This window comes from Salinispirillum sp. LH 10-3-1 (assembly GCF_030643825.1).
GTDB lineage: Bacteria > Pseudomonadota > Gammaproteobacteria > Pseudomonadales > Natronospirillaceae > Salinispirillum.
In genome coordinates, this window is record NZ_CP101717.1 from 1038466 (window position 1) to 1064584 (window position 26119).

Below are 26119 nucleotides of genomic sequence, written 5' to 3' on the forward strand. Positions count from 1 at the left end.
ACTATACGCTGCGCTCCACGGCTAGATCGGCCAAGGCATGCAGTGCGGCACGGGCTTCGTTGGCGGGAAATTGTTGCAAGGCTAGCTGCGCGCGCGCGCTATGCTCGCGGGCCTTTTGTTGACAGTACAACAATGCGCCGCAACTCTGAATGGCAGCCAGAATGGGTTCCACTTCACTGGTACCGCCTTTTCGAATGGCCTGTCGAATCATCTTGCGGGTATTGTCATCGGTGTGCTGCAGGGTATAGATGAGCGGCAGTGTCACCTTGCCTTCGGCTAGATCATCACCGACGTTCTTACCCAGGGCTGCGCTGTCACCCGCATAATCAAGCACGTCGTCTTGAATTTGAAAGGCCAGGCCTAGCTCTGTGCCGTAAGTCATGGCGGCGGCGTGGCGTTCTGGTGCGGCTTGCGCGAGTGCGGCAGCACTGCCAGTAGCAGCGGCAAAGAGCATGGCAGTTTTGCCTTCAATGACCTTCATGTAATCGCTCTCGGATAGATCCGGGTTGCGCACATTCATTAACTGCAAGACTTCGCCCTCCGCAATCACATTGGTGGCATTAGCGAGCTGATTCATGACTTCCAGGTTGCCCACCTCAACCATAAGCTGGAAGGCGCGCGAGTATAGAAAGTCGCCAACCAAAACGGAGGGTGCATTACCCCAGCGTTGGTTTGCTGTGGCTTTGCCGCGCCGCATGGCAGACATGTCGACCACATCGTCATGCAGCAATGTCGCGGTATGGAGAAATTCGATGATAGTGGCAAGGCGAATCAGGTGCGGTGATTCATAGTTCAAGGTCTTGCCCAAGAGCAGTGTTACGAGCGGGCGCAAGCGCTTGCCACCACTGGATACGATGTATTCCGCAATCTGCTCAACGAGCGGGACGCGCGAGCTGAGCTCGCTATGGATAACATCATTGACTGCGGCAAATTCCGCAGCTACAACGTTGTTGATGTCATTGATCTGCATTTTTTCCATACAACCGGCTTGAGCAGCGGTTGATGCTATGTTTTGAGGGCCAGTGGTGTCAAGGTTTCGTCCGTTTTTATACAGTGCGAACATGGTTATACAGAAGTGCGTAATGAGGTTGTATTTGCTGAGGCCTTTCGTTATAATTGCGCGCCTTTCAAAACCTCTCCCCACCATAGGGTGCCGCAGCGTAGGCGTTGCCTTTAGAAGTGGGTAGTAGAGATAAGGATCTTAATAGAGTAAGTCATTTTAAAAAGTGAGTATTAACATGTACGCTGTGATCAAGTCTGGCGGTAAACAGTACCGCGTAAAAGAAGGCCAGTTGTTGCGACTGGAAAAAATCGAATTGGAAGCCGGTGCAACGGTAAACTTCGAAGAAGTGCTGTTGGTCGGTAACGGCGACGACGTTAAAATCGGCGAGCCATTGGTGAAAGGCGCTACGGTGACTGCAGAAGTTATCGCTCAGGGTCGTCACAAGAAAGTTAACATTCTGAAATTCAAACGCCGTAAGCACCATATGAAGCGTATGGGTCACCGTCAGTGGTTCACGGAAGTGAAAATCACTGGTATCAAGGCGTAACTAGGAGGCTATAGAGATGGCTCACAAGAAAGCAGGTGGTAGTACTCGTAACGGTCGCGATTCTCAGTCGAAGCGTCTGGGTGTAAAAGCATTTGGCGGCCAAACTGTTACTGCAGGTTCTATCATCATTCGTCAGCGCGGCACAGCATTCCACCCTGGTGTGAATGTTGGTTTGGGCAAAGACCACACCCTGTTCGCTCTTAAAGACGGCGCGGTGAAGTTTGAAGTTAAAGGCCCGAAGAACCGTAAAACGGTCAGCATTGTAGCGGCTTAATCTCCTCAGTATTGATGAGAACCAAAAAAAGCTCTGTTGCTACAACAGAGCTTTTTTTATGCCCAAGGATGAGTCGGCCCAACTGAACAACTACGCTGTATTATAAATTTGCAAACCAGAGAAATATCATGAAATTCGTCGATGAAGCCATTATCCACATACGCGCCGGTAAAGGCGGAAATGGCTGTGTCAGCTTCCATCGCGAGAAGTTCATCACCAAGGGTGGCCCTAATGGTGGTGACGGTGGCGATGGTGGGTCCATTTGGCTAGAAGCCGATGAGAATTTGAACACGTTGATCGAATACAAGTTTAAGCGCAGCTATGCCGCAGAAAGCGGGCAGCCAGGGCGCGGCCGTGATATGACCGGTGCAAAAGGCGAAGACTTGGTTTTGCTGGTGCCTGTCGGCACTTCCATTCGAGACCAAGACACCGACGAGACGCTGGCAGACCTGACCGAGCACGGTATGCGCGTCAAGGTGGCGCAAGGTGGTTGGCACGGCTTAGGTAATACTCGTTTTAAATCCAGCGTTAACCGTGCGCCGCGCCAGTCAACCAATGGTTCACTGGGCGAAGAGCGTAACTTGAAGTTGGAGCTGAAAGTAATCGCCGACGTTGGTCTGCTGGGCTTACCTAATGCCGGTAAGTCGACATTCATTCGTTCCGTCTCAGCGGCCAAGCCCAAGGTGGCGGATTACCCCTTTACCACGCTGGCACCGAACCTCGGCGTCGTCCGTGTAGATCATCTGAATTCCTTTGTGATCGCCGATATTCCTGGCTTGATTGAGGGGGCTTCGGAAGGCGCGGGCTTAGGTATACACTTCCTGAAGCACGTCGTCAGAACACGTCTGTTGTTGCACCTGGTGGATATGGCACCCTTTGACGACACCTTGCCCGAAGACAATGCCGCCATCATCATCAATGAACTGGAGAAGTTCAGTCCGACGTTGGCTCAGCGTGAGCGCTGGTTGGTATTGAACAAAATGGATTTGGTGCCCGAAGAAGTTCGTGCCGAAACGGTCGCGCGCGTTGTAAAATCGTTGAATTGGACCGGTCCGGTATTTTCCTTGTCGGCGCTACGAAAAGATGGCACAGAGCCTTTAACGCAACAGATTATGCGTCACCTGCTGGAGCAGCGCGAATTGCTGGCGACCAACGAGGAAGCCGCAAAGGTTGATGCCGAGCAGCGCGAGCAGGTTGAAGAAGAAGCCCGTGAGCGCATTGCTGAAGTAGCCAGTATGCGTCGTGCGCGCCGTGATGCGGACGATGATGATGACGACGATCATGATGTAGAAGTGGTATATGCGCCCTACTGATCACCAAAAACCCGAATTTGCCGAGCTGACCGATGGCTCGCGCTGGGTCATAAAAATTGGCAGTGCTTTGCTCACCGAAGATGGACAGGGCATTGCACAGGACCGCATTCGGGACTGGGTCTCCCAGATCGCTGCTCTACGCGCACAGGGGGTACAGGTTGTACTGGTGTCCTCTGGTGCGGTGGCGGCCGGTATGACCGAACTAGGTTGGACCGAGCGACCTCATGAGCTGGAATACTTGCAAGCGGCGGCAGCCGTTGGGCAAAGTCGGCTTATCCAGTTCTATCAAGACTGTTTTCAGCAGCATGGTCTGTGCGCTGCCCAGATACTGCTGACCAATGCCGACCTGGCAGATCGCCAGCGTTATTTGAACGCTCGCTCGACATTGCGTACGCTGTTGTCTTTGAACGTTATTCCCATCATCAATGAAAACGACACCGTCGTGACGGATGAAATACGCTTTGGCGACAACGATACGCTGGGTGCCTTGGTCGCTAATCTGGTCGAAGCGGATGCCTTAGTTATTTTGACCGATCAAACCGGCATCTACGACAGCGATCCGCGCAAGAACCCCGATGCTAGCCTGATCGCACACGCCCGTGCCAACGATCCTAAACTGCTGGCGGTGGCTTCCGGTGGTGGAGCGTTGGGGCGTGGCGGTATGGTCACCAAAGTACGTGCTGCACGGTTGGCATCGCGCAGTGGCGCCCTGACCGTAATCGCGGGTGGGCGCGCTGACAGTGTGCTTACGCGGTTACGCAAAGGTGAACAAGTTGGCTCGTTTCTGACCGCCGATGAAGCACCGCTGGCGGCTCGCAAGCAATGGTTGGCTGGGCAGTTGCAATCGCAAGGCTGGGTGCGCTTAGACGCGGGTGCAGTGCGTGCGATCAAAGAACAAGGTAAGAGTTTGCTGCCTGTTGGTGTTTTGGCAACGGATGGGCGTTTTAAGCGCGGTGATTTGGTGGACTGTGTTGACGAACAGGGTGCCGTCATTGCTAAAGGGTTGTGTAACTACAGTGTTGAGGAAACCCGACGCGTATTGCGTAAGTCCACCAAGGCGATGGAGCAGGAGCTTGGCTACATCAGTGAGCCGGAGTTGGTGCACCGCGACAACTTGGTCGTGATGTAGTTGTCTTTATAGCCGATAGGTGGTGAGTGTCATCACCTTGGCAACCATCGACATGGCTTGTTTGACCGGGGCGGGGAATTCTTGCCCGCCAGCCTGTCTTGCCGCATCGGCATGGCGTTGTTCATCGGCTAACATCTGCTTGACGATCGCGCGGCTGCGCACGTCCTGTTCTGGTAATTCTTGTAAATGATCTTGCAGGTGTTTGCTCACCTGATCTTCTGTCGCTGCCACAAACCCCAATGAGTACTTATCCCCCGCGGCACCCGCAAGCGCGCCCAAACCAAAAGACAGCCCGTAGAACAGTGGGTTCAGTACGCTCGGTTTGCTCTCCAGTTCTTGCAGGCGTGTTTCGCACCAGGCTAGGTGGTCTAACTCTTCGTCTGCCGCTGCGCTCATCTGTTTTCGAATGTGTGTCAATCGCGCAGTACTGGCCTGTCCCTCGTATAGGGCTTGCGCACAAACTTCTCCGGTATGATTTACGCGCATCAAACCCGCCGCGTGACGACGTTCGCTGGCCGACATCGGCACGTTGTTTTGATGTGGTTGCGCTGGGTTCGGCAGCACCGCTTTGACGCTGCCCGGCAGGCAGGTTTTTAGTGCACGGTCGAGGTGGATCAGTGCTTGGTCAATTCGGCTATGTTGTGTCGTCATGTGATCAATCTCTCCTGTTCAGGATACCAGCAGGCGCATCAGTTCACGGGTGTTAATGGGCTTTGGAAGTACGGCGACGGTATCGAGTTCGCCAACGGCTTGCTCCACGTAGTTCTGGTCCACTCCTGTCATCATAACGACCTTTAAGCGTCGCAACCCGCTAATGGCACGGACTTTACGTAGCAGCTCTAAGCCATCCATGCGAGGCATGCGATAGTCGATAAACACCCAGTCAAAGGGCTGATGGAAGTACATATGGCTTTGCAGAATAGCCAGGGCTTCCTTTCCGTCGCTCGCCAGCTCAGGTTGCATGCCCCAGCTTCGCGTCTGATCTTCCAATACGCGGCGACAAGCAAAGTGGTCATCAACAATCAAAACCTTTTTCTGCAACAAGGATTCCATGCTGGCGAGCGCCGGATTGGTTTCAGGTTGCTGATCGGCCACAAAAGGAATGCTGAGCCAAAATGTCGACCCTTGCTCAGCCGGGCGGCTCATGCCAATTTGTCCCGACATCGCGTGCACGATGGCGCGCGCGATGGGTAGGCCGAGCTTGATGTAGGAGCGCCCCGCTTCCGGGTCGGTCACCGGGGGTTGAAAATCAAACAACCCTGTTTGCTCTTCTTCAGGCACGCCACGCCCACTGTCATCAACGCGAATGCGCAGCCGATCATCGCCTTCGAGCCGAATGGTGACCAGAATGTCGCCTTCTTCCGTATATTTAACGGCGTTGTCGAGCAATAGGCGCAGGACCTGCGCCACCGCGTCTGGGTCGATGCGCACATAACGCGGTACATTGGGTAGTATTTGTGTGGCAACCTCGATCATTTTCTGACTCGCGAGCCGCGCAAATGGGCTGACTACCTCATGCAAGAACACATTCAACTCAACCCGTTTGGGGCGTACCCGCAACTGTCCTGTCGATAGCCTGGTCAGAGTACGCATTTCGTCGGCCAGATTCAGCATCTGAAGGCCCGCGTTGTTGATGGTTGCAACGTAGTCTTGCTGTTGGCTATTGAGCTGGGTTTCGCTGAGCAATGACGCCATGCCCAGTACCCCGTTGATCGGTGAGCGTAGGTCATGGTTCAACTTGCGCAACAATCCTAAGCTGTCCTTGGTGGCGTCGGTCGGCAACATCAGATTGGTAAACACTGGGCGCTGCTTAACCCGCGCCAGAAACGAGCGCTGAATATAGACGCCATGGATCATCAACAAGGTCAGCTGAATGGGGCGATGCAAAGTGCCTGTGATGGCCAAGTCGGTGCTGCGCAGCAGTTCCAGTAAGCCCCACAACAAAATACTCAGGATCGCCGCGACGGTGGGAAATTGATGCACTTCGGCACGCCGGATGCCGATGCCAGACAAGCGCACCAAGCACAAGACGATGATTGCACCGATCACCCAAGCGGTGCCGCCGATTAACGCCAGCAGCACCGTGGCCGCGCTCAGCAGGTAGCTCAGCCATAGGCGATCTTGGTTTGCTAACAAGGGCCCCCACCACATGAGGCCCATTAGGCTCGCGCCGATCGCCAAAAATACACCGGGCAGCCAGTCGGCCTGAAAGAACAATTGCCCGGTAAGGGGGGCTAATCCAACGTATTGAAACAGCGTAAACAGTACCAAGGTGAAGAGATAGCTTGGCCAGAGCAAAAAATGAATACTGGCGTTATGCTCATGTCGGCGTGCCGTTTGGCGGGCGAATAAAACAATGGCAGCGAGCAGCCCCGCACCGAGTAGGGCATAGATATAGAAACTGAGCCATTGGTCTCGGCTAGTGAAGGTGCCCAGTGTTTCGTAGGCCAAGCCTATATCCAGCGGGCTGTTGGAGCGAATGCGGAAGATCCATTGGCTCCCTCCGTCAGGCGCCAGATGGAATGGCAGCGCATAGCCGCGTAACGTTGGGGTCAGTACGGTGCTGGCGTCCTGTCCGTTGTGCCACACTTCTAAGTCAAGCGAGGTCTCGCTACTCAGCAGGAGAATGCCTTCCATCGCCGCAGGGCGATTGGTGTTTTCTAAGGTCAGTTGCAACCAAAGTACACCCTTGCCCACATTTCGTTGCAGTCGTTCGGTACGCACGGGCACCATCTGGTTCTGAATTTCCGGGTGGGCCATTTGGCTGATGTCATGACGTCCCCGGCTGTCGACCATAAACCGTGCATCGGGCAGGAGATTGAGGCTGCGCACGTCAGCTGGCAGGGCAGTGGCCAAGCTCGGTAGCGCCAGGCTACCAAGCAGGACAATGAAGCTGAGCACCAGCAGGTTGGAAAGGCTCAGCTTAAACATGTTTATCAGCTCCGGTAAATCAGCAGCACGGGGACGTGCAGTATACTGACCCATATCAGGCTCTGACAATGGTCGATGCAACCCTTAGCTCGGACTACGCTCGCGACTGATCGCCCGGTGACCAATATCGGTCCGGAAGTATGCTCCTTGCCATGATATTTGGCCGACCAGTTCGTAGGCTTTGGCCTGCGCTTCGGCGACGTCGTTACCCAATGCTGTGCAACACAGCACTCGGCCGCCACTGGTCACTACGTTGTCGTCTTGTTCTGCTGTACCAGCGTGGAAAACCTTTTGCTCGACGTTGTCGTGCTCGGGGAGACCGGAAATGGTGTCGCCCTTGGGGTATGCCTCAGGGTATCCTGCGGCTGCCATTACAACACCTAACGCGGCTCGTGAGTCCCACTGGGCGGTCACGGTATTCAGCTTGCCAGCGATGGCGGCTTTGCACAGTGCAACCAGATCCGACTGCAAGCGCATCATGATGGGCTGCGTTTCAGGATCGCCAAAGCGGCAGTTGTATTCCAGCACATTCGGGGTGCCGTCGCTGTCGATCATTAAGCCTGCATAAAGAAATCCCGTATAGGGGTTCCCTTCGGCTTTCATGCCGTCAACGGTTGGACGGATCACTTCGCGAATAACCCGAGCTTCGATCTCGGGAGTCACTACGGGGGCTGGTGAGTAGGCACCCATACCACCGGTATTCGGTCCTGTATCGCCATTCAGCGCCGCCTTGTGATCCTGTGAAGTAGCCATCGGCAGGATGTTGTCGCCGTCTACCATGACGATGAAGCTGGCTTCCTCTCCACGAAGGAACTGTTCGACCACTACCCGCGCCCCGGCGTCACCAAATTTATTGCCGGACAGCATGTCTTCGACTGCAGCGATGGCTTCGGACTCGGTTTCAGCCAAAATCACGCCCTTGCCAGCGGCTAACCCGTCGGCTTTAACCACGATAGGGGCACCCTTTTCCTTGATGTAGGCGATGGCTGGCGCGACCTCCGTAAACACACCATAGAAGGCGGTAGGAATGTTGTGCCTTGCTAGGAAGTCCTTAGTAAAGGCTTTGGAGCCCTCCAACTGAGCGGCGCCTTGCGTTGGGCCGAAGATGGGCAGGCCTTCGGCCTGAAAGTGGTCAACGACACCAATGACCAAAGGAGCCTCTGGTCCGACGATGGTCAAGCCAACATTATTTTCCCGCGCAAAGCGGCTCAGAGCGACCAGATCGGTCGGCTCGATAGCCACATTGACGATACCAGACTCACGCGCCGTACCGGCATTGCCGGGGGCGACGAATACGGTGTCAGACAACGGAGACTGCGCCGCTTTCCATGCCAGTGCATGTTCGCGACCGCCGCCGCCTATAATCAGGATATTCATGTTGTTTCCTTAATAATAACGACGGCCGCTAAGGCCGCCTACGGATCAATGTCGGAAGTGGCGCATGCCTGTGAATACCATGGCAATACCATGCTCGTTTGCTGCGGCGATGACTTCTTCATCGCGCATAGAGCCGCCTGGTTGAATCACCGCCTTCACGCCCATATCGGCGGCTTGATCGAGGCCGTCGCGAAAGGGGAAGAAGGCATCGGAAGCCATAACGGAACCGGCAATTTCCAGCTTTTCGTCGGCGGCTTTGATACCTGCAATCTTGGCACTGTAGACGCGACTCATTTGCCCAGCACCTATGCCGACGGTCATGCCTGCGCTGGCGTATACGATGGCATTGGATTTTACAAACTTGGCGACTTTCCAGGCAAACAGCAAGTCGGTCATCTCAGCCGGTGTCGGTTGGCGTTGAGTGACGATTTTGAGTTGTTCGGTGGTCATGGTGCCGAGGTCACGCTCCTGAATCAGCAAGCCGCCGGTGACCTTCTTGAAGTCCCATCCGGGCTGGGCAACATCCCACTCACCGCAGGCCAATAAACGCACGTTCGGTTTCACACTGACCACTTCGCGCGCACTGTCACTGATCGCTGGGGCGATGATGACTTCAACGAATTGCTTGTCGATAATGGCTTGTGCCGTTTTCGTGTCGAGCGGTCGGTTGAACGCGATGATGCCACCAAAAGCTGATGTTGGGTCGGTTTTAAAGGCGCGTTGGTAGGCTTCCAAGATATCGCTGCCGGTGGCGACGCCACAGGGATTGGCATGCTTCACTATAACGCAAGCGGGTTCGGCAAAGCTCTTAACGCACTCCAAGGCTGCGTCCGTGTCAGCGATGTTGTTGAACGACAATTCCTTACCTTGAATTTGTTCCGCCGTGGATACCGAAGCTTCGGTGTTCGCTGGGTCGATATAAAAAGCCGCTTGTTGGTGCGGGTTTTCGCCGTAGCGCATATCTTGGGCTTTATGCAACTGCAGATTGAAGGTACGAGGAAAGGCTTCGCGCCCCTCAGTGCTCAATTTATCTGCCGATTGGTCGATTGAGCCCAAGTAGTTGGCAATCATGCCGTCGTATTGAGCGGTGTGCTCAAAGGCTTTTAAAGCAAGGTCGAAACGGGTTTTATGAGTCACGCCGCCCAAACGGTCAAACTCTTCAATGACTCGTTGGTAGTCCGAGTTATTGACCACAATGGACACCCAGGCATGGTTCTTGGCAGCACTGCGCACCATTGTTGGACCGCCGATATCGATATTCTCTATCGCCATCGGTAGGTCGCAATCGTCGCGTGCCACGGTGGCGGCAAAGGGATACAGGTTCACCACGACCATGTCGATGGGTGCAATGCCGTGTTCAGCCATGACATCGTCATCCTGCCCACGGCGGCCCAGAATGCCCCCGTGAATGATGGGGTGCAGAGTTTTCACGCGACCATCCATCATTTCGGGAAACCCGGTATGCTCTGATACTTCAGTGACCGCTAAGTCATGCTCCTTGAGCAGGCGGTAGGTGCCGCCGGTGGACAGCAGTTCAACTCCGCGGGCTTGCAACGCGGTGGCGAATTCCACGATTCCGGTTTTGTCTGAAACGCTGATCAGCGCACGTTTGATGGCTACGGTAGCTTGCATGTTCAGTCCTGTATCCCTTGGTTTTAAAGAAGGCCGTACTGTTTCAATTTCTTGCGTAAAGTGCCGCGATTCAGGCCCAATACTTGCGACGCTTTGGTTTGGTTATCGCGGGTGTAACGCATGACCACTTCGAGTAAGGGTGCTTCTACTTCAGACATCACCATTTGATAAACTTCGTTGACGTCTTGGCCATCTAAGTGCTCAAAATAGTTGTTCATGGCCAGCTCGACACTATCGCGCAGCGTTTGTGTTTCCGCGCTGCTTTCCTGACCAGTGGTGACGGGGTGCTTCATAGGTACCTCAATAGAATTCATATTCATGCTGCTACTGTTTTTTCCTGTGTATCTGCTAATTCATCGAAGTATTGATGAATCAATTGAAGTTGCTCGTCTGGCGTGTCCAGACGGTTGAATTGCTGTCGCAGGTTGTGTTGGCCGGGTTGTGCCTGGAGATACCAACCAACGTGTTTACGTGCAATACGAACACCCATAAAGTCGTCGTAGAAGGCGTACAAGGCCCGTATATGACCGACCAGAGTGTCTCGTCGTTCCGTCGTTGTAACCTGCGTTTGTACTCGTCCGGTGGCCAGAAATTCAGTGATTTCGCGGAAGATCCAAGGGTTGCCTTGGGCTGCCCGTCCAATCATGATGCCGTCGGCACCGGTATAAGCCATGACCTTGGCCGCTTGCTCACCAGACGTAATGTCACCATTAGCCAGTACGGGAATCGATACCGCTTCTTTTATTTGTTTGATGGTGTCGTACTCGGCTTCGCCCTGAAACTTGCAGGCTCGGGTGCGGCCATGTACCGCGAGCGCCTGTATGCCGCAGGCTTCCGCTAAACGTGCAATAGCAACACCATTGCGCTGTTCGGGGCTCCATCCCGTGCGGATTTTCAGGGTGACAGGCAGGTTTACGGCATTAACCACGGATTCCAGAATCCGTGCGACCAATGCTTCATCCTGTAATAAAGCTGAGCCTGCCGCCTTATTACAGACTTTCTTGGCTGGACAGCCCATATTGATGTCGATGATTTGTGCGCCATGATCGGCGTTCAAGCGAGCCGCCTCGGCCATCTGTTCAGGATCACTGCCCGCAATCTGCACGCTGATCGGTGCGGCTTCGTCACTGTGATCCAAGCGCAAGCGAGACTTTCTCGTGTGCCACAGTCGACTGTCTGCGGTGACCATCTCTGATACCGCTAAGCCAGCTCCAAGCTCACGACAGAGCTGCCGAAAGGGGAGGTCGGTGACGCCAGCCATGGGTGCAAGCACAAGAGGCTGGTCTATCTGAAAAGATCCGATATTCACAAGATTGTCCAGGCGTTGGTCATTATCTGTCCAGCAAGGGCGGCGTATGATACTGATTCCGACCCCGATAGAAAAGCGCTAACCACAAGTTTAGGTGAACTCTTGTCGTAGAAATGATAATCGGCAGCGCTTTAGGCGCTGCTTTAGTAGTGAAAGGTTAAGCTGTAGTTGCTTAAGTCCGCCGTGGGGCGATTGACATTGATGCTGATACTGATCGGCTGGCCGGGCGGCATCAAGTCATCGGGGCGCATATCACCGGCGACGTAATCGCTCGGCGAGAACAAACCATCGGCAATGACTTGGCCTTGTAAATCTTGCAATTCCAGCAATACCGACGGGAAGGGCACTGGGCGGTCGCTGCGGTTGACGAATACGGCGTCTAACCGCATGCGCTGGTCGGCGAGAGGACGCAGAATCGAGCTCAGGGCTCGCACAGCGCTGGTGTCCGGTCTGGACGGCTCCAAGGCACAGGGTAATTGCGTGCATACTGCGGCGTAAATAGGCTGTAAGACGCCCGCTTGATGCAATGCGTGGCGTTGCCACCAAAGTGTTTGCGCCGCGAGCATCACCATCAGCAGGGCGGCGGCCAGGGTCCATAGACCGCGTCTTCCGCTGTGCGCATCGAGTCGGTTAGCCAGCTCGTCGAGGTCATGATGGGCGTAGGTAGGCGCCGCAGGTGTCGGTTTGACCGGACGCTTGGTCGCCGGTTTGGCAACAGCGGCAAAGGGAATGTCTTGTGCTTCGGTGTCGAATGACGGACGAGCAGGGCGCGACGGCGGATCTCGCTCGGCATCCGCCAGCATGTCTAAAGCCCAGCTGTCATCCGACGCCGCATCACTGAATTCCGGCTCTTCCGGCTCTACCATCAGGCGCCGGCGCACGGGATCCGGCGTATCCTCAAGCGACAAGAAAGAGTCGCTAAACTCTAGCTCGTCATCAGAGTCGGAAAAGTCATCATCCAGCTCGTCATCCCCATCCATAAACACGAACTCGTCATCGGCGAGGCCGTCTTCCTCGGCCATGTCAGAAAAAATAAATTCATCGTCGTCGGGAGGGAAGGGACTGGACGCATCGGCCAGCGGTGCTTTTGGGGTTGGCTCTGCCTTGGCGGCCTGAGCCGACTTGGTCTGTGACGCGGCGGGCGCTTTCTTAGGAGGCTCTGTAGCGCGCACTGGGCCCGACGGCATGCGTTCACGCAGGTGTTCATCAGCACGAAAAACTTTCAGACAGCTACCGCAGCGCACGGCTCCTTTGGCCACACTCAACTGGTCCGCAGAAACACGAAAAGCGGTGCTGCAGTGCGGGCATTGTGTAATGTGAGTTGTCATGTCGTGCAGTTCCGTGCGCTAAAACAAATTATGAACGGTGGCCGGTGATTCTAGCCCAGTCTTCGTCGTATGCAATCTCAATATCGCTAACCAATGGGGCGTAGGCAGCTACGACGTCATCCACTTGGTTTTTAATGATTCCTGAGAGCGCCAATTGGGCACCCGGTTTCAAGTGGGCTAGGATTTGGTCTCGCAATTGGATTAGTGGGCCAGCAAGGATGTTGGCGACTAACACATCGGCTTGCAATGCCGGGGTATCTTCCGGCAAGTACACATCGTATTGCGCCGCCGTGATGTTATTGCGCTCCGCATTTTGTCGCGTGGCGTACAGCGCTTGTGGGTCTATATCGACGCCCATCATATAGTGTGCGCCAAGCAGAATGCCCGCTAAGCCTAGTATGCCGGACCCGCAACCGTAGTCGACGATGCGCTTGCCGTGCAGGTCCAATCCGTCGAGCCAGCGCATGCAGAGGGCGGTGGTCTGGTGCGTGCCAGTGCCAAAGGCGAGCCCTGGGTCGAGCATCAAATTGACTGCGTCTGGTTGAGGTGGCGTGTGCCAACTGGGGCAGATCCACAGGCGCTTCCCAAACTGAATGGGGTGATAGCTGTCCATCCAGGCGCGAATCCAGTCTTTGTCCTCGAGCAAGTCACTGGTCACGGATGGCACAGTTACGTCGGCTCGTTGCATCAGATCAGTGAACGCCAATATAACCAGTTGGGCATCAACATCCGCAGCAAATAATGCGGTTAGGCGCGAGTTTTGCCACAACGGAGTCGTCCCTAGCTCTGGTTCAAAGATGGGTTCGTCGGCACCGTCCTCTAGGGTAACTACTTGAGCTCCTAAAGAGAGTAATGCGTCTTCGTAGCTTTCGGCAGATTGCGGGGAGATGTCGTGAAGTTGAATCTTAAGCCAGGCCATTGAGTTCCTTGCGACTGAACGAGAAAGGGGGAAGTATAAACGGAAACCGGCGTTACTATAAGGACGGAGATCACTGATTGACGAATCTTGTTCGGTCGGGGGCTGACCACCTAAGGTTGGAGTTTGGTCGAGGGCTACGCTCCTGAAGGTGGTAGGAGCGCAGTCCTCTGCGCGAACAAATACGAAGTCGAAGGGATCGACTTACTTGATTAACTTGCTTTCGAGGTAGTGGATATTCACCCCACCCGCTCGGAAGCCTTCATCACGTACCAACTGCTTTTGCAGGTCAACGTTGGTTTTAATGCCTTCAATGACCAGCTCATCCAGCGCCACACGCATCTTGTCCAAGGCGGCTTCACGCGTATCACCATAGGTGATCAGCTTGCCGATCATTGAATCGTAGTACGGCGGGATTTTATAGCCGTCATAGATGTGTGAGTCCCAGCGTACGCCAAAACCACCAGGTGAGTGGAATTGGGTGATGGTGCCTGGGCTCGGCATGAAGGTTTTGCTGTCTTCTGCATTGATGCGGCATTCGAAAGCATGGCCGAGCAAGCGGACGTCTTCTTGCTTCACCGACAACGGCAAGCCTGCGGCAATACGCAACTGCTCTTTGATGATGTCGACGCCAGTCACCATTTCAGAGACTGGGTGCTCAACCTGCACGCGCGTATTCATTTCAATGAAATAGTAGCGGCCATCTTCATACAAGAATTCGAAAGTACCTGCACCGCGATAGCCAATTTCAATACAGGCACGTACACAGGCCGCCAGTACTTCTTCGCGTGCCTTAGGATCAATGCCCGGTGCGGGTGCTTCTTCTAATACTTTTTGGTGACGACGTTGCAAGGAACAATCGCGGTCAAACAAGTGAATGGCATTGCCCTTACCATCCGCCAACACCTGAACTTCAACGTGGCGTGGGTTTACCAGGAATTTTTCCATGTAAACCGTGCCATCGCCAAAGGCAGCTGCTGCTTCTGACTTGGTGATTGAGATGGCGCTCAGCAGACTGGCTTCGCTGTGTACGACGCGCATACCGCGACCACCACCGCCAGCGGCGGCTTTAATGATCACGGGATAGCCGACTTCGCGACCGTGCTGCAAATTGCGAGCATCGTCGTCACCCAATGGGCCACCAGAACCCGGCACAGTAGGTACGCCGGTTTTGATCATGGCTCGTATGGCCGATACTTTATCGCCCATCAGACGGATGACGTTAGCCGTTGGGCCTATGAAGGTGAAACCGCTGCGCTCTACCTGCTCGCAGAAATCCGCATTTTCGGCCAAAAAGCCGTAGCCAGGGTGAATAGCCACCGCGCCCGTCACTTCGGCCGCAGCAATCAATGCAGGAATATTTAGGTAACTTTCGGAGCTGGGGTTCGGCCCGATACAGACGGTTTCATCGGCCAGTTTTACGTGCTTAAGGTCACGATCGCACTGTGAGTGAACCGCCACGGTTTTGATGCCCAGCTCTTTGCAAGCGCGCATTATCCGCAAAGCGATTTCACCGCGGTTTGCAATGAGTACTTTATCCAACATCAGATCACCCGTTTAAACGATAGTGAAGAGTGGTTGATCGAATTCAACGGGCTGGCCGTTTTCGATCAGAATTTCGCCGACGGTGCCGTCTTTGTCGCATTCAATCTGGTTCATCATTTTCATGGCTTCAATGATGCACAGCGTGTCGCCTTTCTTCACTTTCTGGCCGACTTCCGCGAAAACGTTAGACGTTGGTGAAGCGGCACGATAGAAGGTACCCACCATCGGTGACTTCACGATGTGGCCAACGGGGGCGGCAGGCGCTTCAGCGGCGGCTGGTGCCGCAGGCGCTGCGGGTGCGGGTGCCGGGGCAGGTGCTTGCATCTGCTGCATTGGTGCGCTCATGAAGTGTTGCTGGGGTGGCAACGAATGCGACGTGCGGCTGATACGAATGGACTCTTCACCTTCGGTGATTTCAATTTCGTCAATGCCGGATTCTTCCAGCAGTTCAATCAGTTTTTTAACTTTGCGAATATCCATTTGGGTAATCCTGTCGATGATTGTAGGTTTAAAGCTGCTTGCTCAGGTAGCGCAGTGCTGCCCGATAACCCTCGCTGCCTAGGCCACAAATGACGGCAACAGCAAGGTCAGAGAAATAACTGTGATGACGGAACGCTTCTCGACGATGCACATTGGACAAGTGCACTTCGATGAATGGGATAGCCACACCGGCTAAGGCATCGCGGATCGCTACGCTGGTGTGAGTGAACGCCGCCGGGTTGATGATCACCGCATCGCTGCGCCCGCGCAGTTGATGAATGTGGTCGATCAACTCATGTTCAGCATTGCTTTGCAGGCAAGCCACCTCGATGCCCAACTCAGCGCCGATCGATACCAATGAGGCATTGATGTCGTCCAGCGTCTCGTGTCCGTATACTTCAGGCTCACGGGTGCCCAGCAAATTGAGGTTGGGGCCATGTAGTACGGTGATGTGGGGCATAAGTATAAAAAGCCGCAAGTTGCAGTGATATTCAGTGAACAGGTAGACAATATTGCGTGACAGGCAATGGGTCAACGTCTAGCGCTATTTTTTGTTATGAAAAAAACTCAAAAACGCATCGATATTCCCAGAAATACTGCTTACTCGCGATGAAAGAGCTGTTTCGTACACTGTCGAGAGACTGGTAGCCTAAAGGCGGTTACAGATGTATCTTGTACTGATGTCGAAACGACAATCAAAGGAAGGCTAGTATGGTAAAGCGTTGGTTAAGTAAATTGAATCCAGCCCCTCTTTGGCACCGAGTTAGATCCTCTTGGGCAACAGGGCTGTCAGGTCGTGGTTACGTCAAGCCCATATTGATTGTCACCAGTGCCTTACTCGTTGTGTTGATTGGCTTGGGCATCTGGTGGAGTAAAGAGCCTGATTCCTTTGATGTGGTGGCTTTGGCAGAAGCGCGTGCCGAGGCGCGGGGACACGAAGTCGTGCCGGGCTATACCACGGTGGCCACCCTTGAGCATGTGATGAGCACCCTGCTGGATAAGCCGGGTGGCTATTTGCAGAATGATGTGATGCCACCGGGTCTGTGGCTGGACAATATGCCGAATTGGGAGATGGGAGTGATCATCCAGTCTCGTGATATGGCGCGGGCCTTGCGTCGTGACATGAGTCGTTCGCAGTCGCAGTCGACCGAAGACCCCGATTTGGTTATTGCTGAACCTCAATTCCATTTCGACTCCAGCAGCTGGATTCTGCCGTCTGCCGAAAGTGAGTATCGTCGCGGTATCCGGCATCTTGATTCCTATTTGCATCGGCTAAACAGTACCGGCAACGATCGCGCACAGTTTCACCCGCGCACTGACAGTCTTGCCAATTGGCTGGGCGATGTATCGACGCGTTTAGGCTCTATGTCGCAGCGTTTGAGCAACAGTGTCGGTGGGCGTGTATACGGAGTCGGTGAGGACCAGGAAACCGTATCCGAAACGCCTTGGTTGGAAATTGACGACATTTTCTATGAGGCGCGTGGTTCGGCTTGGGCGTTGGTGCATTTGCTGAAAGCGGTGGAGCACGATTTCGCTGATGTATTGAGCCAGCGCAATGCCACTGCCAGCTTGCGCCAGATCATTCGCGAGCTGGAAGCCACCCAGCGACCATTGCGCTCGCCCATGGTGCTGAATGGCGACGGCTTTGGCATATTGGCCAACCACTCGTTAGTAATGGCTAACTACCTGTCGCGCGCCAATGCGGCGATCATTGATTTGCGCCAGTTGCTGCAATCTAATTGATTTGCACTGAGTTAGTCGTTTTTAACGGGGGTATCTGTGTTCCGTAGGGCGGCGTGTTTACACCCGCCACTGCGGCCGCTACATGCTGTTATCATAATCAATCACATTGGCATCGCTGCGGAAATCCGTACAATAGCCCATCTATTCTTCCTCGCGACTCTGCTTTATGTCTACCACCAAGCCCAAACCGCTGTACGCCTATCGGAAATACTGGGCAGAATGCTTCGGTCCAGCCCCGTTTTTGCCGATGAGCCGAGCCGAGATGGACGCGCTGGGATGGGACAGTTGTGACATCATCTTGGTTACCGGCGACGCCTACGTTGATCACCCAAGTTTTGGTATGGCCGTTGTTGGCCGTGTGCTTGAAGCACAAGGCTTTCGCGTCGGTATCATTGCCCAGCCGGATTGGCAGTCAACCGCTGACTTCAAAGCCTTAGGGCAGCCGAACCTGTTCTTCGGGGTTGCCGCCGGTAACATGGACTCCATGATCAATCGCTACACGGCTGATCGTAAAGTGCGCTCCGATGATGCCTATACACCAGGTGGGCAGGGCGGCAGTCGCCCAGATCGAGCTACCATTGTTTACAGTCAGCGGGTCCATGAAGCCTGGCCGACCGTTCCAATTGTTATTGGCGGTATTGAGGCCAGTTTGCGCCGCCTGGCGCATTACGATTATTGGTCGGACAAGGTGCGCCAGTCCATCTTGATTGATAGCCATGCGGATCTGCTGCTGTACGGCAATGCCGAACGCGCCATTGTCGAAATCGCTCACCGGGCAGCGCAAGGCGAACGGCCACGCGATATGCACGATATTCGTGCGACCTGCTATGTGGTGAACCAATTGCCGGACGACTTTGCGCGGATTGATTCGCGTACGTTGGATGCACCCAGTAAGCCCTATTTACCGCAAAATCCTTATCAGGTTACCGAGACGGCAACCTGCAGTGACAGCAAGGCCAAAGCCGCGCGTACGGGCGTGACTGAACAGGGCGTGGTGCAGGCAGAGGCCAGTGGCGCAGAAGTGGTGGTTGCAGAGCCGGTGCGTTTGCTGGGTGCGGCGTCGGCAAGCCCAACCTTTATTGAATTGCCCGACAGCCAAGCGGTACGGCAGGACTCCGTGCTGTATGCGCATGCCTCGCGCATCTTTCACCGCGAGACCAATCCCGGTAATGCACGGGCGGTGGCGCAACGGCACGGTGACCGCTGGGTCTGGCAGAATCCACCCGCCATTCCGCTCAGTACCGATGAATTAGACTGGGTATTTGAGTTGCCTTACCAGCGCATACCCCATCCAGTCTATGGCGATGCGGTGATTCCAGCGTACGATATGATCAAATTTTCGGTCAACATCATGCGTGGTTGTTTTGGTGGCTGTACCTTCTGCTCCATCACCGAACACGAAGGGCGTATTATTCAAAGCCGTTCTGAAGACTCGGTGATTCAGGAAATTGAACGAATTCGTGATAAAACTCCGGGCTTCACCGGTGCGATCTCTGACCTGGGTGGTCCCACGGCCAATATGTACCACCTGACCTGTAATGACCGTGAAATCGAAGCCAAGTGCCGTCGTCCGTCCTGTGTGTATCCGACGATTTGCGGCAACTTGATTACTGATCACAGTCCGACCACTAAGCTGTATCGTCGCGCCCGTGCCTTGCCAGGCATCAAGCAGATCCGTATTGCTTCGGGATTACGCTATGACTTGGCAGTAAAAGATCCGGAATACGTACGAGAACTGGTCACCCATCATGTGGGCGGGTATTTGAAAATTGCCCCGGAGCATACCGAAAGCGGCCCACTCGACTTGATGATGAAACCGGGCATGGGGGCGTACGACGAATTCAAGGAGATGTTTGACCGCTTCTCGAAAGAGGCCGGTAAAGAACAGTATCTGATTCCGTATTTTATCGCCGCACACCCCGGCTCTACCGACGAAGACATGATGGCGTTGGCGATTTGGCTGAAAGCGCACAAGTTTCGTGTCGATCAGGTACAGAATTTCTATCCGTCGCCCATGGCAACGGCCACAGCGATGTTCCACACCGGTAAGAATCCGCTCAAACCGTTAAAATTGCAGCGCGAAGGCAAGATATATTCGGCCCGCGGCAAGCAGCAGCGCTTGTTGCATAAGGCGTTTTTGCAATACCACCGACCAGAGAATTGGCCCATGTTGCGTCAAGCGTTGAAGCGGATGGGGCGGGCCGATTTAATTGGGCGCGGTAAAACACACTTGGTGCCGCCGGAAGGCGTGCAAAAAGACCGTTATGCGCCGCGCTTTAATGCGCGGACGCAGCATACAGGTTTGCCACATAACCCAAGCAATCCTGCAAAAGGGAAGGGGGCGCGCGGCAAGCCTGCCTCAAAAAGAGCAAGCAAGCCGCACTGAGTGCAGGAGTGATGGCTAAGGGGTTGGTGTGGTGTCCGGCTCGTTTTCCGTCACTGCCGTTGTTCCAACCGGCATCACTTGCAAGTGCAAGATACGGCGGTCATCGGCACTGTGCACGGTGAACAGTAGGTCGGCGATACGCACGGACTCGCCTTTTTTCGGTAGATAGCCAAACACGTGGGTGACAAAGCCGCCGATGGTGTCGAACTCGTCATCGCTCAAAGCGGTATCGAAGTGTTCATTGAAGTCTTCAATCTCGGTCAGCGCCGCGACCTTGAACAAGCCGCCACCCATTTCTTGAATATCTTCTTCTTCCGCTGGGTCGTGCTCGTCTTCAATATCGCCGACGATCTCTTCCAGTACGTCTTCAATGGTGACCAAGCCAGCGACACCGCCGTACTCATCGACCACCACGGCCAAATGGTTGCGTGTTTCGCGGAAGTCGCGCAACAGGCGATTCAGCCGCTTGATCTCCGGCACAAACACGGGCTGGCGAATAATTTTGTGCAGGTTAGCCGCAATCTTCTCAGCATCGAACGCGTATTCCTGCGCCAGTTGCAGAATGTCTTTGGCCAGCAGTACGCCGGTTACAGTGGAGTTGTCTTCACTCAATACCGGAAAACGCGAATGTGACGAGGTGACGATCTTTTCCATGATGGTGGCAAAGCTGTCATCGTGCTCAATGCAGACCATTTGCGAGCGTGGCACCATGATGTCACGTGCATGTTGATCGGTGACCTTCATGGCACCTTGCATGATGTGGAGTGCAGAATGGTCCAGCAGTTCGTTTTCGTGCGCTTCTTGCAGTAATTCCATGACTTGTTCTTTGTCACGTAACTCTGATGAAAACGCATCAGCCAGTTTCTCAAGCCAGCTACGCCTGCCGGACTGACTACTCGGTTCTTCGCTCATGGGGTGAGGTTCTCGCTCCCGTTAATAATATAAGGATCTGGTATGCCCAGTTGGAACAATAATTCGCGCTCAAGCTGTTCCATTTCTTCAGCGTCATCATCGGAAATATGGTCATAACCCAATAAATGCAAGGCTCCATGAATCACCATGTGGGCCCAGTGATGCAGTATTGGCTTCTGCTGCTCCTCAGCTTCTTGATTCACCACCGGTACGCAGATTACCAGATCACCCAAGTAATCTTCGTCAAGGGGAATGTCGGCTGGGGCTTCAAACGGGAAAGACAGCACATTGGTCGGTTTGTCTTTGCCACGATAGGTGTTATTCAACTGTTGTGACTCGGCGCTGTCAACTAACCTTACGGTTAAGCCTGAAGCGCTGTCTAAACGGGTCGCCAGCGGTGCGAGCCAGTTGACCACCATCGCCTCGTCTGGTCGTTCTCCGGGCGCCGTACAGGCATCCTGCAAAGTGACTTCTAACGTGCTCATTGATGTTCTTTTGGTTCGTTGGCATCCCAGGCTTCATAGGCGTCTACAATGCGCTGAACCACCGGGTGGCGCACCACGTCTTTAGAAGCGAAGCGCACAAAGCTGATACCCGGTACCCCCTCCAGTACTTCCACAGCATGGGCCAGGCCGGATTTTTGGTTGCGCGGTAAGTCGACCTGCGTCGGATCGCCGGTGATGACAGCGGTAGAGCCAAAGCCAATGCGGGTCAGGAACATTTTCATCTGTTCACGCGTGGTGTTCTGGCTTTCGTCTAGGATGATAAAAGAATGGCTCAGCGTTCGGCCGCGCATATAGGCCAGTGGAGCGACCTCAATGATGTTGCGTTCAATCAGGCGATCGACCTTTTCGAAGCCCAGCATTTCATACAATGCGTCGTACAGTGGACGCAAATAGGGGTCCACTTTTTGCGCTAAATCACCGGGTAGGAACCCCAGTTTTTCGCCGGCCTCTACCGCTGGGCGTACCAATAATATGCGTTTTACGTCATCGCGCATCAAGGCATTCACGGCGCAGGCTACGGCCAGGAACGTTTTGCCGGTGCCCGCTGGGCCGAGGCCAAAATTGATGTCATTGCGTTGCACCGCATCCACATAGGCTGTCTGGTTAGGACCTTTGGGCTTGACCACCATTTTGGGCGTGCGAATCTCGTTCAGGCGGGGATTAGACCATGGGTTACTCGGGCTGATTTCCGCACTGACTCGTGTTTCGATTTCGGCGTCTTGGAGGTGCAGATGCACGGTGTCGGGCGAGAGGTCTTTGCCGCCTTTGGTTTGTTGGTACAAATCAGTGAGCAGCTTTTTCACAACCTGTGCCAAGTCGGCCTCCGCTTTCACTTCAAAATGATTGCCGCGACTGAGTATGCGCACATCTAAGCGTTCTTCAATCAAACGCAAATTCTCGTTGCCTAGGCCGCACAAGCTGGCCAGACGATGCGGGTTGTCGGGGTTGAGGTCAAATTGTAATGCTGTGATTTCAGGAGTATCTGTGGTGGTCAAAAAGTCCGCCTCGTGGTTGCTGTTCACTGTATGGAAGTATAGATCAATACGCCAGATCAGCGTTAATTAGCTCACCACGTAACGAATTGTGGTAAGCCTCATTGATACGCACCTGAACGAATTTGCCAATGAGACTTTCGTCGGTGCAGGGGAAGTAGGTCAAGCGGTTATTTTCGGTCTTACCGACGAGTTCGCCGGGGTTGCGCTGCGAAGCATTCTCGACCAGCAGCAATTGTGTCGTACCGATCATGGCGCGAGAAATATCCATGGCAATCTGTCCGATGCGATCCTGCAGGATTTGCAGACGCTGCTTTTTGACGGATTCCGGAGTGTCGTCGGTCAGTTGCGCCGCAGGGGTGCCGGGACGCGCGCTGTAAACAAAGCTGAACGAATGATCAAAGCCGATGGTTTGGATGACGTTCATGGTCGCCATGAAGTCCTCTTCCGTCTCACCGGGGAAGCCAATGATGAAATCCGAAGAGAAGCTGATATCGGGGCGCAGCGCACGAATACGTTCCAGCTTGTCGATGTACTCAGCAGCGGTATGGCCGCGCTTCATGGCCTTAAGGATATTATCGCTGCCACTTTGCACCGGCAGATGCAGGTGGCTGACCAATTCAGGGACATCGGCATAGACATCAATCAGGCTGTCACTGAATTCGACCGGATGCGATGTCGTAAAGCGGATGCGGTCAATGCCGTCGATCTGTGCGGTGACCGTGATCAGCTCGGCAAGGTCAGCGACGGTGCCGTCGTGTTTAGGTCCTTGGTAGGCGTTCACGTTTTGGCCTAAGAAATTAATCTCACGCACACCTTGTGCCGCCAAGTGGGCGACTTCGGCCAAAACGTCGTCATACGGTCGGCTGACTTCTTCGCCGCGCGTGTAGGGCACCACACAAAAGGTGCAGTACTTTGAGCAGCCTTCCATCACCGAGACGAAGGCAGTTACACCGTTGCTACTGGGGGCTGGCAAATGATCGAACTTCTCGATTTCCGGAAAAGTGACGTCAATGGCTGCAATACGATTGCCATTGGCGGTGGCCGAGCCGCCCTTCAATAGCTCGGGCAGGCGATGTAGGGTCTGCGGCCCGAAAATCATATCCACGTAAGGCGCGCGCTGGCTGATGCTGTCGCCTTCTTGGCTCGCCACGCAGCCGCCCACTCCGATTTTTAGGTTGGGGTTCTTTTTCTTAAGTTTCTTCCAGCGCCCCAGTTGATGAAACACCTTTTCCTGGGCTTTTTCACGAATGGAACAGGTGTTCAGCAGAATAACATCGGCGTCTTCTGCGGAATGTGTGAGTTCCATGCCCTCGCTGTCTTTGAGCAAGTCCGCCATGCGGGCAGAGTCGTACTCATTCATCTGACAGCCGTGGGTTTTAATGAATAGCTTTTTGGTCATGGTGTACTTCAGTCAGTCCTGTGTGCGAGCAAATCTGTAAGGGCGCGGATTATACCTGTTGTGGTGTTGAAAACACAGGGGCTATACGCCCGCTAGGTACAACAGAAATCGCGTGATAAAATCCGCCGCTTTGTTGGGGTTCCTCGATTTCCTAGTCTAAGGTTTAAGGTATGACTGATAAAAAACGCATTGTGTATCGTGTGATTTTCGTCCACCAAGACAAGGTGTACGAGGTGTTTTGTCGCGAAGTAACGCAGAGTGACATGCATGGCTTTATTGAGTTGGGAGGCTTTATTTTCGGTGAGCGTTCGCAGGTGGTGGTTGATCCTGGCGAAGAGAAGCTGAAAAGTGAGTTTTCTGGCGTGAAGCGCAGCTATGTACCGATGCATCGGGTGTTGCGTATTGACGAAATGGACAAAGAAGGCGTCGCGAAGGTGCGCGACCACACGGGTAAGGGTGAGGTGACCCCTTTTCCTGCACCGCCAAGGCCCAGTGGCCGCAGTTAGTTGTTGGCCATTGTTGGCTAGGAGAGCATTACTATGTTGAAACAGCAGTATCCGAGAGCGAATCGATGGCCACTGGGCTGGTTGGTGATAGGTGTGGTAGCCCTATTGGCAGCGTTTTGGGGTTGGGAGCGTGGACAAGATGCCGAAGAGCGTGCTCGAGAGGCCATTCGCGCTGCGGAGGAGGCTGCCGCGTTGGCGTTGCTGGCGCTGCCGGATTTTGCGTCCGAGCCAACGGTGCAGGCGCGGAAAGATGCGTTCTATAGTTATCTGATTCCATTGGCCGAGGCCGAAAATGAGCGCGTGCTGCGCTTACGAGCGGAAATAAAGGGTTGGCATGCGCGCTTGCAGGCCGGTGAAGAGCTGTCGGAACGCACGGTTGAGCGGTTGCTTGCGGTGTCCGAACTCTATTACGTGAGCCGGGACCAGTCGCTGTTGGCGCAAACCGAGGCACTGCTGGTCAAGGTGGATGCCATCCCGATGTCTTTGATCATAGCGCAAGCGGCCAATGAGTCCGCGTGGGGAACGTCTCGGTTTGCATTGCTGGGTAATAACCTGTTCGGCCAGTGGTGTTTTTCTGAAGGCTGCGGTGTTGTGCCGCGAGGCCGCCCGGAGGGCGAGACGTATGAAGTGCGTGCGTTTGATCACGCCGGACTGTCGGTGCGGGCGTACATTCTGAATTTGAATCGGCATAACGGTTACGACGAGTTACGTGCCTTGCGGGCCGCTGCACGCGAAGAGAGTGAGGTCGTCAGTGGTCTCGATCTCACGGCGGGCCTGATTGCTTATTCGACCCGCCGAGAGGAGTACGTGGAAGAGCTTAATGCGATGATTCGTTTTAACGGTCTACAGGCCCTTGATTGATCAGCCACTGCTGAGACAGCCAATAGAAGACACCGTTAACGCTGCGTGATGGCGCAGTGCAGTTGTAGCGCTGCCGACCATCGCGCAATTCACTTTCCGTTTGGGTGATCAGCCAGCCAGCTTCGATTCTGGTTGGCAACGGATCGCCACCGCCAGAGAAACACTGAATAGCATCCCAGCGTACGTCAGGATTATCCAGTGTACGCACGCGTAAAATCGGGAAGCGATCATTGGTGACCGGATCAGCCAGCGGGAATTCAACCGGCAGAGGCCGGCCTCTCAGTTTGGGGCGCAGCGTGTTCAGGTTGGCAAAGATGCCGCCGGCGGCATAGCGTGGCAGTGCCATCATGTCAGAAAATTCGGCGACACCACCGGAGTGTTGGCCAAAAGCCATCTCGTACCCTTCCTCGCGCAGCGCTGCTTGCAGCAGATCATTGTATTCACCGTAGGGGTAGGCAAATACTTTGGGTAATTCGGTGCCTAATTCCGCTTCGAGGCGCGCCTGCCCGGTACGAATGCTTTCCATCGCGTTATTGAGCCAGGCTTCATCATAGGTGTCGGAACGCACCAAGTATTCATGCCCGTGACTGTGATTCAAAATAGTCACGCCTGCGGCATGCATTTCGCGATGCATATCCCACGTCATGACTAGGCGAGAGCCTTGGTCAACGGGTTGGGTAGCGGTAAAGATGGTAAACGGAAAGCCAGCCTCTTTAAGCATTGGCCAGGCTGTTGTGTAGTTGTTGCGGTAGGCGTCATCGAAGGTGATGGCGACAGCGTTGTCGGGCAGGTCGCGACCAGCGCGAATTTCATCCATCGCCCACAGCAGGTCAACCACGGTGTGGTGTTCTTTGAGGTAGTCGAGGTGATCCTGAAAGACGGCCACACGTGTTGACGTCGATGGTGGCGTGTCATCGGCAATGTGATGGTACATCAGGATGTTTAATGCCAGGCTTGGCGTAGCGAGGAAGAGTGCTAGTAGTGTTCCGAGCATGGCTCGGTTAAAGAAGACCATACGAACTCCAAT

At 54.4% G+C, this 26119-nt stretch carries 25 protein-coding genes; 8 read left to right on the top strand and 17 right to left on the bottom strand.

Translation table 11 applies throughout. From position 1 onward, the window contains the following. Position 1 precedes the first annotated feature (1 nt). On the bottom strand, positions 2-970 hold the full coding sequence (locus tag NFC81_RS04625; protein WP_304996947.1) for a polyprenyl synthetase family protein: 969 nt from the start codon (positions 968-970) through the stop codon (positions 2-4). A gap of 268 nt (positions 971-1238) precedes the next feature. Here NFC81_RS04625 and rplU point away from each other — a divergent pair, with 268 nt between their 5' ends. The 4 genes from rplU to proB all read left to right on the top strand — a co-directional run bounded on the left by rplU (position 1239) and on the right by proB (position 4266). Then, positions 1239-1550 carry a 50S ribosomal protein L21 gene (gene rplU, locus NFC81_RS04630; protein ID WP_304996366.1) on the top strand — a complete coding sequence of 104 codons (312 nt, stop codon included), beginning with the start codon at positions 1239-1241 and terminating at the stop codon, positions 1548-1550. A gap of 16 nt (positions 1551-1566) precedes the next feature. Beyond that, positions 1567-1824 carry a 50S ribosomal protein L27 gene (gene rpmA, locus NFC81_RS04635; protein WP_304996367.1) on the top strand — a complete coding sequence of 86 codons (258 nt, stop codon included), beginning with the start codon at positions 1567-1569 and terminating at the stop codon, positions 1822-1824. A 128-nt stretch (positions 1825-1952) separates the two neighbouring features. Beyond that, the gene (gene cgtA, locus NFC81_RS04640) at positions 1953-3137 is read left to right on the top strand and encodes an Obg family GTPase CgtA (RefSeq protein ID WP_304996368.1); all 1185 of its coding nucleotides are present in this window, start codon (positions 1953-1955) and stop codon (positions 3135-3137) included. Beyond that, positions 3124-4266: a glutamate 5-kinase gene (gene proB / locus NFC81_RS04645; RefSeq protein ID WP_304996369.1), complete on the top strand. Its 1143-nt coding sequence runs from the start codon at positions 3124-3126 to the stop codon at positions 4264-4266. The genes cgtA and proB overlap by 14 nt, the downstream gene beginning before the upstream one ends. A gap of 6 nt (positions 4267-4272) precedes the next feature. Here the strand turns inward: proB and coq7 are convergent, their stop codons facing one another. The 11 genes from coq7 to aroQ all read right to left on the bottom strand — a co-directional run bounded on the left by coq7 (position 4273) and on the right by aroQ (position 16244). Beyond that, a complete protein-coding gene (coq7, locus tag NFC81_RS04650; protein WP_304996370.1) occupies positions 4273-4917 on the bottom strand; it encodes a 2-polyprenyl-3-methyl-6-methoxy-1,4-benzoquinone monooxygenase in 645 nt (214 codons plus the stop codon). An 18-nt stretch (positions 4918-4935) separates the two neighbouring features. Beyond that, positions 4936-7197 (bottom strand): ATP-binding protein, encoded by a 2262-nt coding sequence (locus tag NFC81_RS04655; RefSeq protein WP_304996371.1) that lies wholly within the window; start codon positions 7195-7197, stop codon positions 4936-4938. An 84-nt stretch (positions 7198-7281) separates the two neighbouring features. Then, on the bottom strand, positions 7282-8574 hold the full coding sequence (gene purD / locus NFC81_RS04660; RefSeq protein WP_304996372.1) for a phosphoribosylamine--glycine ligase: 1293 nt from the start codon (positions 8572-8574) through the stop codon (positions 7282-7284). Between the two features lie 45 nt (positions 8575-8619). Then, a complete protein-coding gene (gene purH, locus NFC81_RS04665; RefSeq protein ID WP_304996373.1) occupies positions 8620-10206 on the bottom strand; it encodes a bifunctional phosphoribosylaminoimidazolecarboxamide formyltransferase/IMP cyclohydrolase in 1587 nt (528 codons plus the stop codon). 23 nt (positions 10207-10229) lie between these two features. Continuing rightward, a complete protein-coding gene (gene fis / locus NFC81_RS04670) occupies positions 10230-10499 on the bottom strand; it encodes a DNA-binding transcriptional regulator Fis (protein WP_304996374.1) in 270 nt (89 codons plus the stop codon). A 23-nt stretch (positions 10500-10522) separates the two neighbouring features. Continuing rightward, on the bottom strand, positions 10523-11515 hold the full coding sequence (gene dusB, locus NFC81_RS04675) for a tRNA dihydrouridine synthase DusB (protein WP_304996375.1): 993 nt from the start codon (positions 11513-11515) through the stop codon (positions 10523-10525). A gap of 143 nt (positions 11516-11658) precedes the next feature. Further along, positions 11659-12843: a DUF3426 domain-containing protein gene (locus tag NFC81_RS04680; protein ID WP_304996376.1), complete on the bottom strand. Its 1185-nt coding sequence runs from the start codon at positions 12841-12843 to the stop codon at positions 11659-11661. 28 nt (positions 12844-12871) lie between these two features. Next, entirely contained in the window at positions 12872-13762 is an 891-nt protein-coding gene (prmA, locus tag NFC81_RS04685) for a 50S ribosomal protein L11 methyltransferase (protein WP_304996377.1), read from the bottom strand. A gap of 201 nt (positions 13763-13963) precedes the next feature. Beyond that, positions 13964-15304, bottom strand: a complete 1341-nt coding sequence (gene accC / locus NFC81_RS04690; protein WP_304996378.1) for an acetyl-CoA carboxylase biotin carboxylase subunit — start codon at positions 15302-15304, stop codon at positions 13964-13966. A gap of 12 nt (positions 15305-15316) precedes the next feature. Continuing rightward, positions 15317-15784, bottom strand: coding sequence for an acetyl-CoA carboxylase biotin carboxyl carrier protein (accB, locus tag NFC81_RS04695; RefSeq protein WP_304996379.1), 468 nt, complete (start codon positions 15782-15784; stop codon positions 15317-15319). Positions 15785-15812: 28 nt separating this feature from the next. Then, positions 15813-16244 (bottom strand): type II 3-dehydroquinate dehydratase, encoded by a 432-nt coding sequence (gene aroQ / locus NFC81_RS04700; protein ID WP_304996380.1) that lies wholly within the window; start codon positions 16242-16244, stop codon positions 15813-15815. A gap of 251 nt (positions 16245-16495) precedes the next feature. On the opposite strand from aroQ, the gene NFC81_RS04705 reads away from it, so the two are divergent. Both NFC81_RS04705 and NFC81_RS04710 read left to right on the top strand, forming a co-directional pair. Further along, the gene (locus tag NFC81_RS04705) at positions 16496-17527 is read left to right on the top strand and encodes a DUF2333 family protein (RefSeq protein ID WP_304996381.1); all 1032 of its coding nucleotides are present in this window, start codon (positions 16496-16498) and stop codon (positions 17525-17527) included. Positions 17528-17693: 166 nt separating this feature from the next. Beyond that, positions 17694-19913, top strand: coding sequence for a YgiQ family radical SAM protein (locus NFC81_RS04710; protein ID WP_304996382.1), 2220 nt, complete (start codon positions 17694-17696; stop codon positions 19911-19913). Between the two features lie 15 nt (positions 19914-19928). Here the strand turns inward: NFC81_RS04710 and NFC81_RS04715 are convergent, their stop codons facing one another. Genes NFC81_RS04715 through miaB form a run of 4 tightly spaced genes read right to left on the bottom strand, consistent with a single transcriptional unit; the run spans position 19929 to position 23725 of the window. Continuing rightward, entirely contained in the window at positions 19929-20825 is an 897-nt protein-coding gene (locus NFC81_RS04715; protein ID WP_304996383.1) for a transporter associated domain-containing protein, read from the bottom strand. Then, complete coding sequence (gene ybeY / locus NFC81_RS04720; RefSeq protein ID WP_304996384.1) at positions 20822-21310, bottom strand: rRNA maturation RNase YbeY; 489 nt, start codon at positions 21308-21310, stop codon at positions 20822-20824. The genes NFC81_RS04715 and ybeY overlap by 4 nt, the downstream gene beginning before the upstream one ends. Continuing rightward, positions 21307-22326 carry a PhoH family protein gene (locus NFC81_RS04725; RefSeq protein ID WP_370529890.1) on the bottom strand — a complete coding sequence of 340 codons (1020 nt, stop codon included), beginning with the start codon at positions 22324-22326 and terminating at the stop codon, positions 21307-21309. The genes ybeY and NFC81_RS04725 overlap by 4 nt, the downstream gene beginning before the upstream one ends. A 43-nt stretch (positions 22327-22369) precedes the next feature. After that, positions 22370-23725, bottom strand: coding sequence for a tRNA (N6-isopentenyl adenosine(37)-C2)-methylthiotransferase MiaB (gene miaB, locus NFC81_RS04730; RefSeq protein WP_304996385.1), 1356 nt, complete (start codon positions 23723-23725; stop codon positions 22370-22372). Positions 23726-23895: 170 nt separating this feature from the next. Here miaB and NFC81_RS04735 point away from each other — a divergent pair, with 170 nt between their 5' ends. Beyond that, entirely contained in the window at positions 23896-24231 is a 336-nt protein-coding gene (locus NFC81_RS04735; protein WP_304996386.1) for a DUF1820 family protein, read from the top strand. Positions 24232-24264: 33 nt separating this feature from the next. Beyond that, the gene (locus NFC81_RS04740; protein ID WP_304996387.1) at positions 24265-25092 is read left to right on the top strand and encodes a glucosaminidase domain-containing protein; all 828 of its coding nucleotides are present in this window, start codon (positions 24265-24267) and stop codon (positions 25090-25092) included. Here the strand turns inward: NFC81_RS04740 and NFC81_RS04745 are convergent. Beyond that, complete coding sequence (locus tag NFC81_RS04745) at positions 25067-26107, bottom strand: polysaccharide deacetylase family protein (protein WP_304996388.1); 1041 nt, start codon at positions 26105-26107, stop codon at positions 25067-25069. The genes NFC81_RS04740 and NFC81_RS04745 overlap by 26 nt on opposite strands. Positions 26108-26119: the final 12 nt, after the last annotated feature.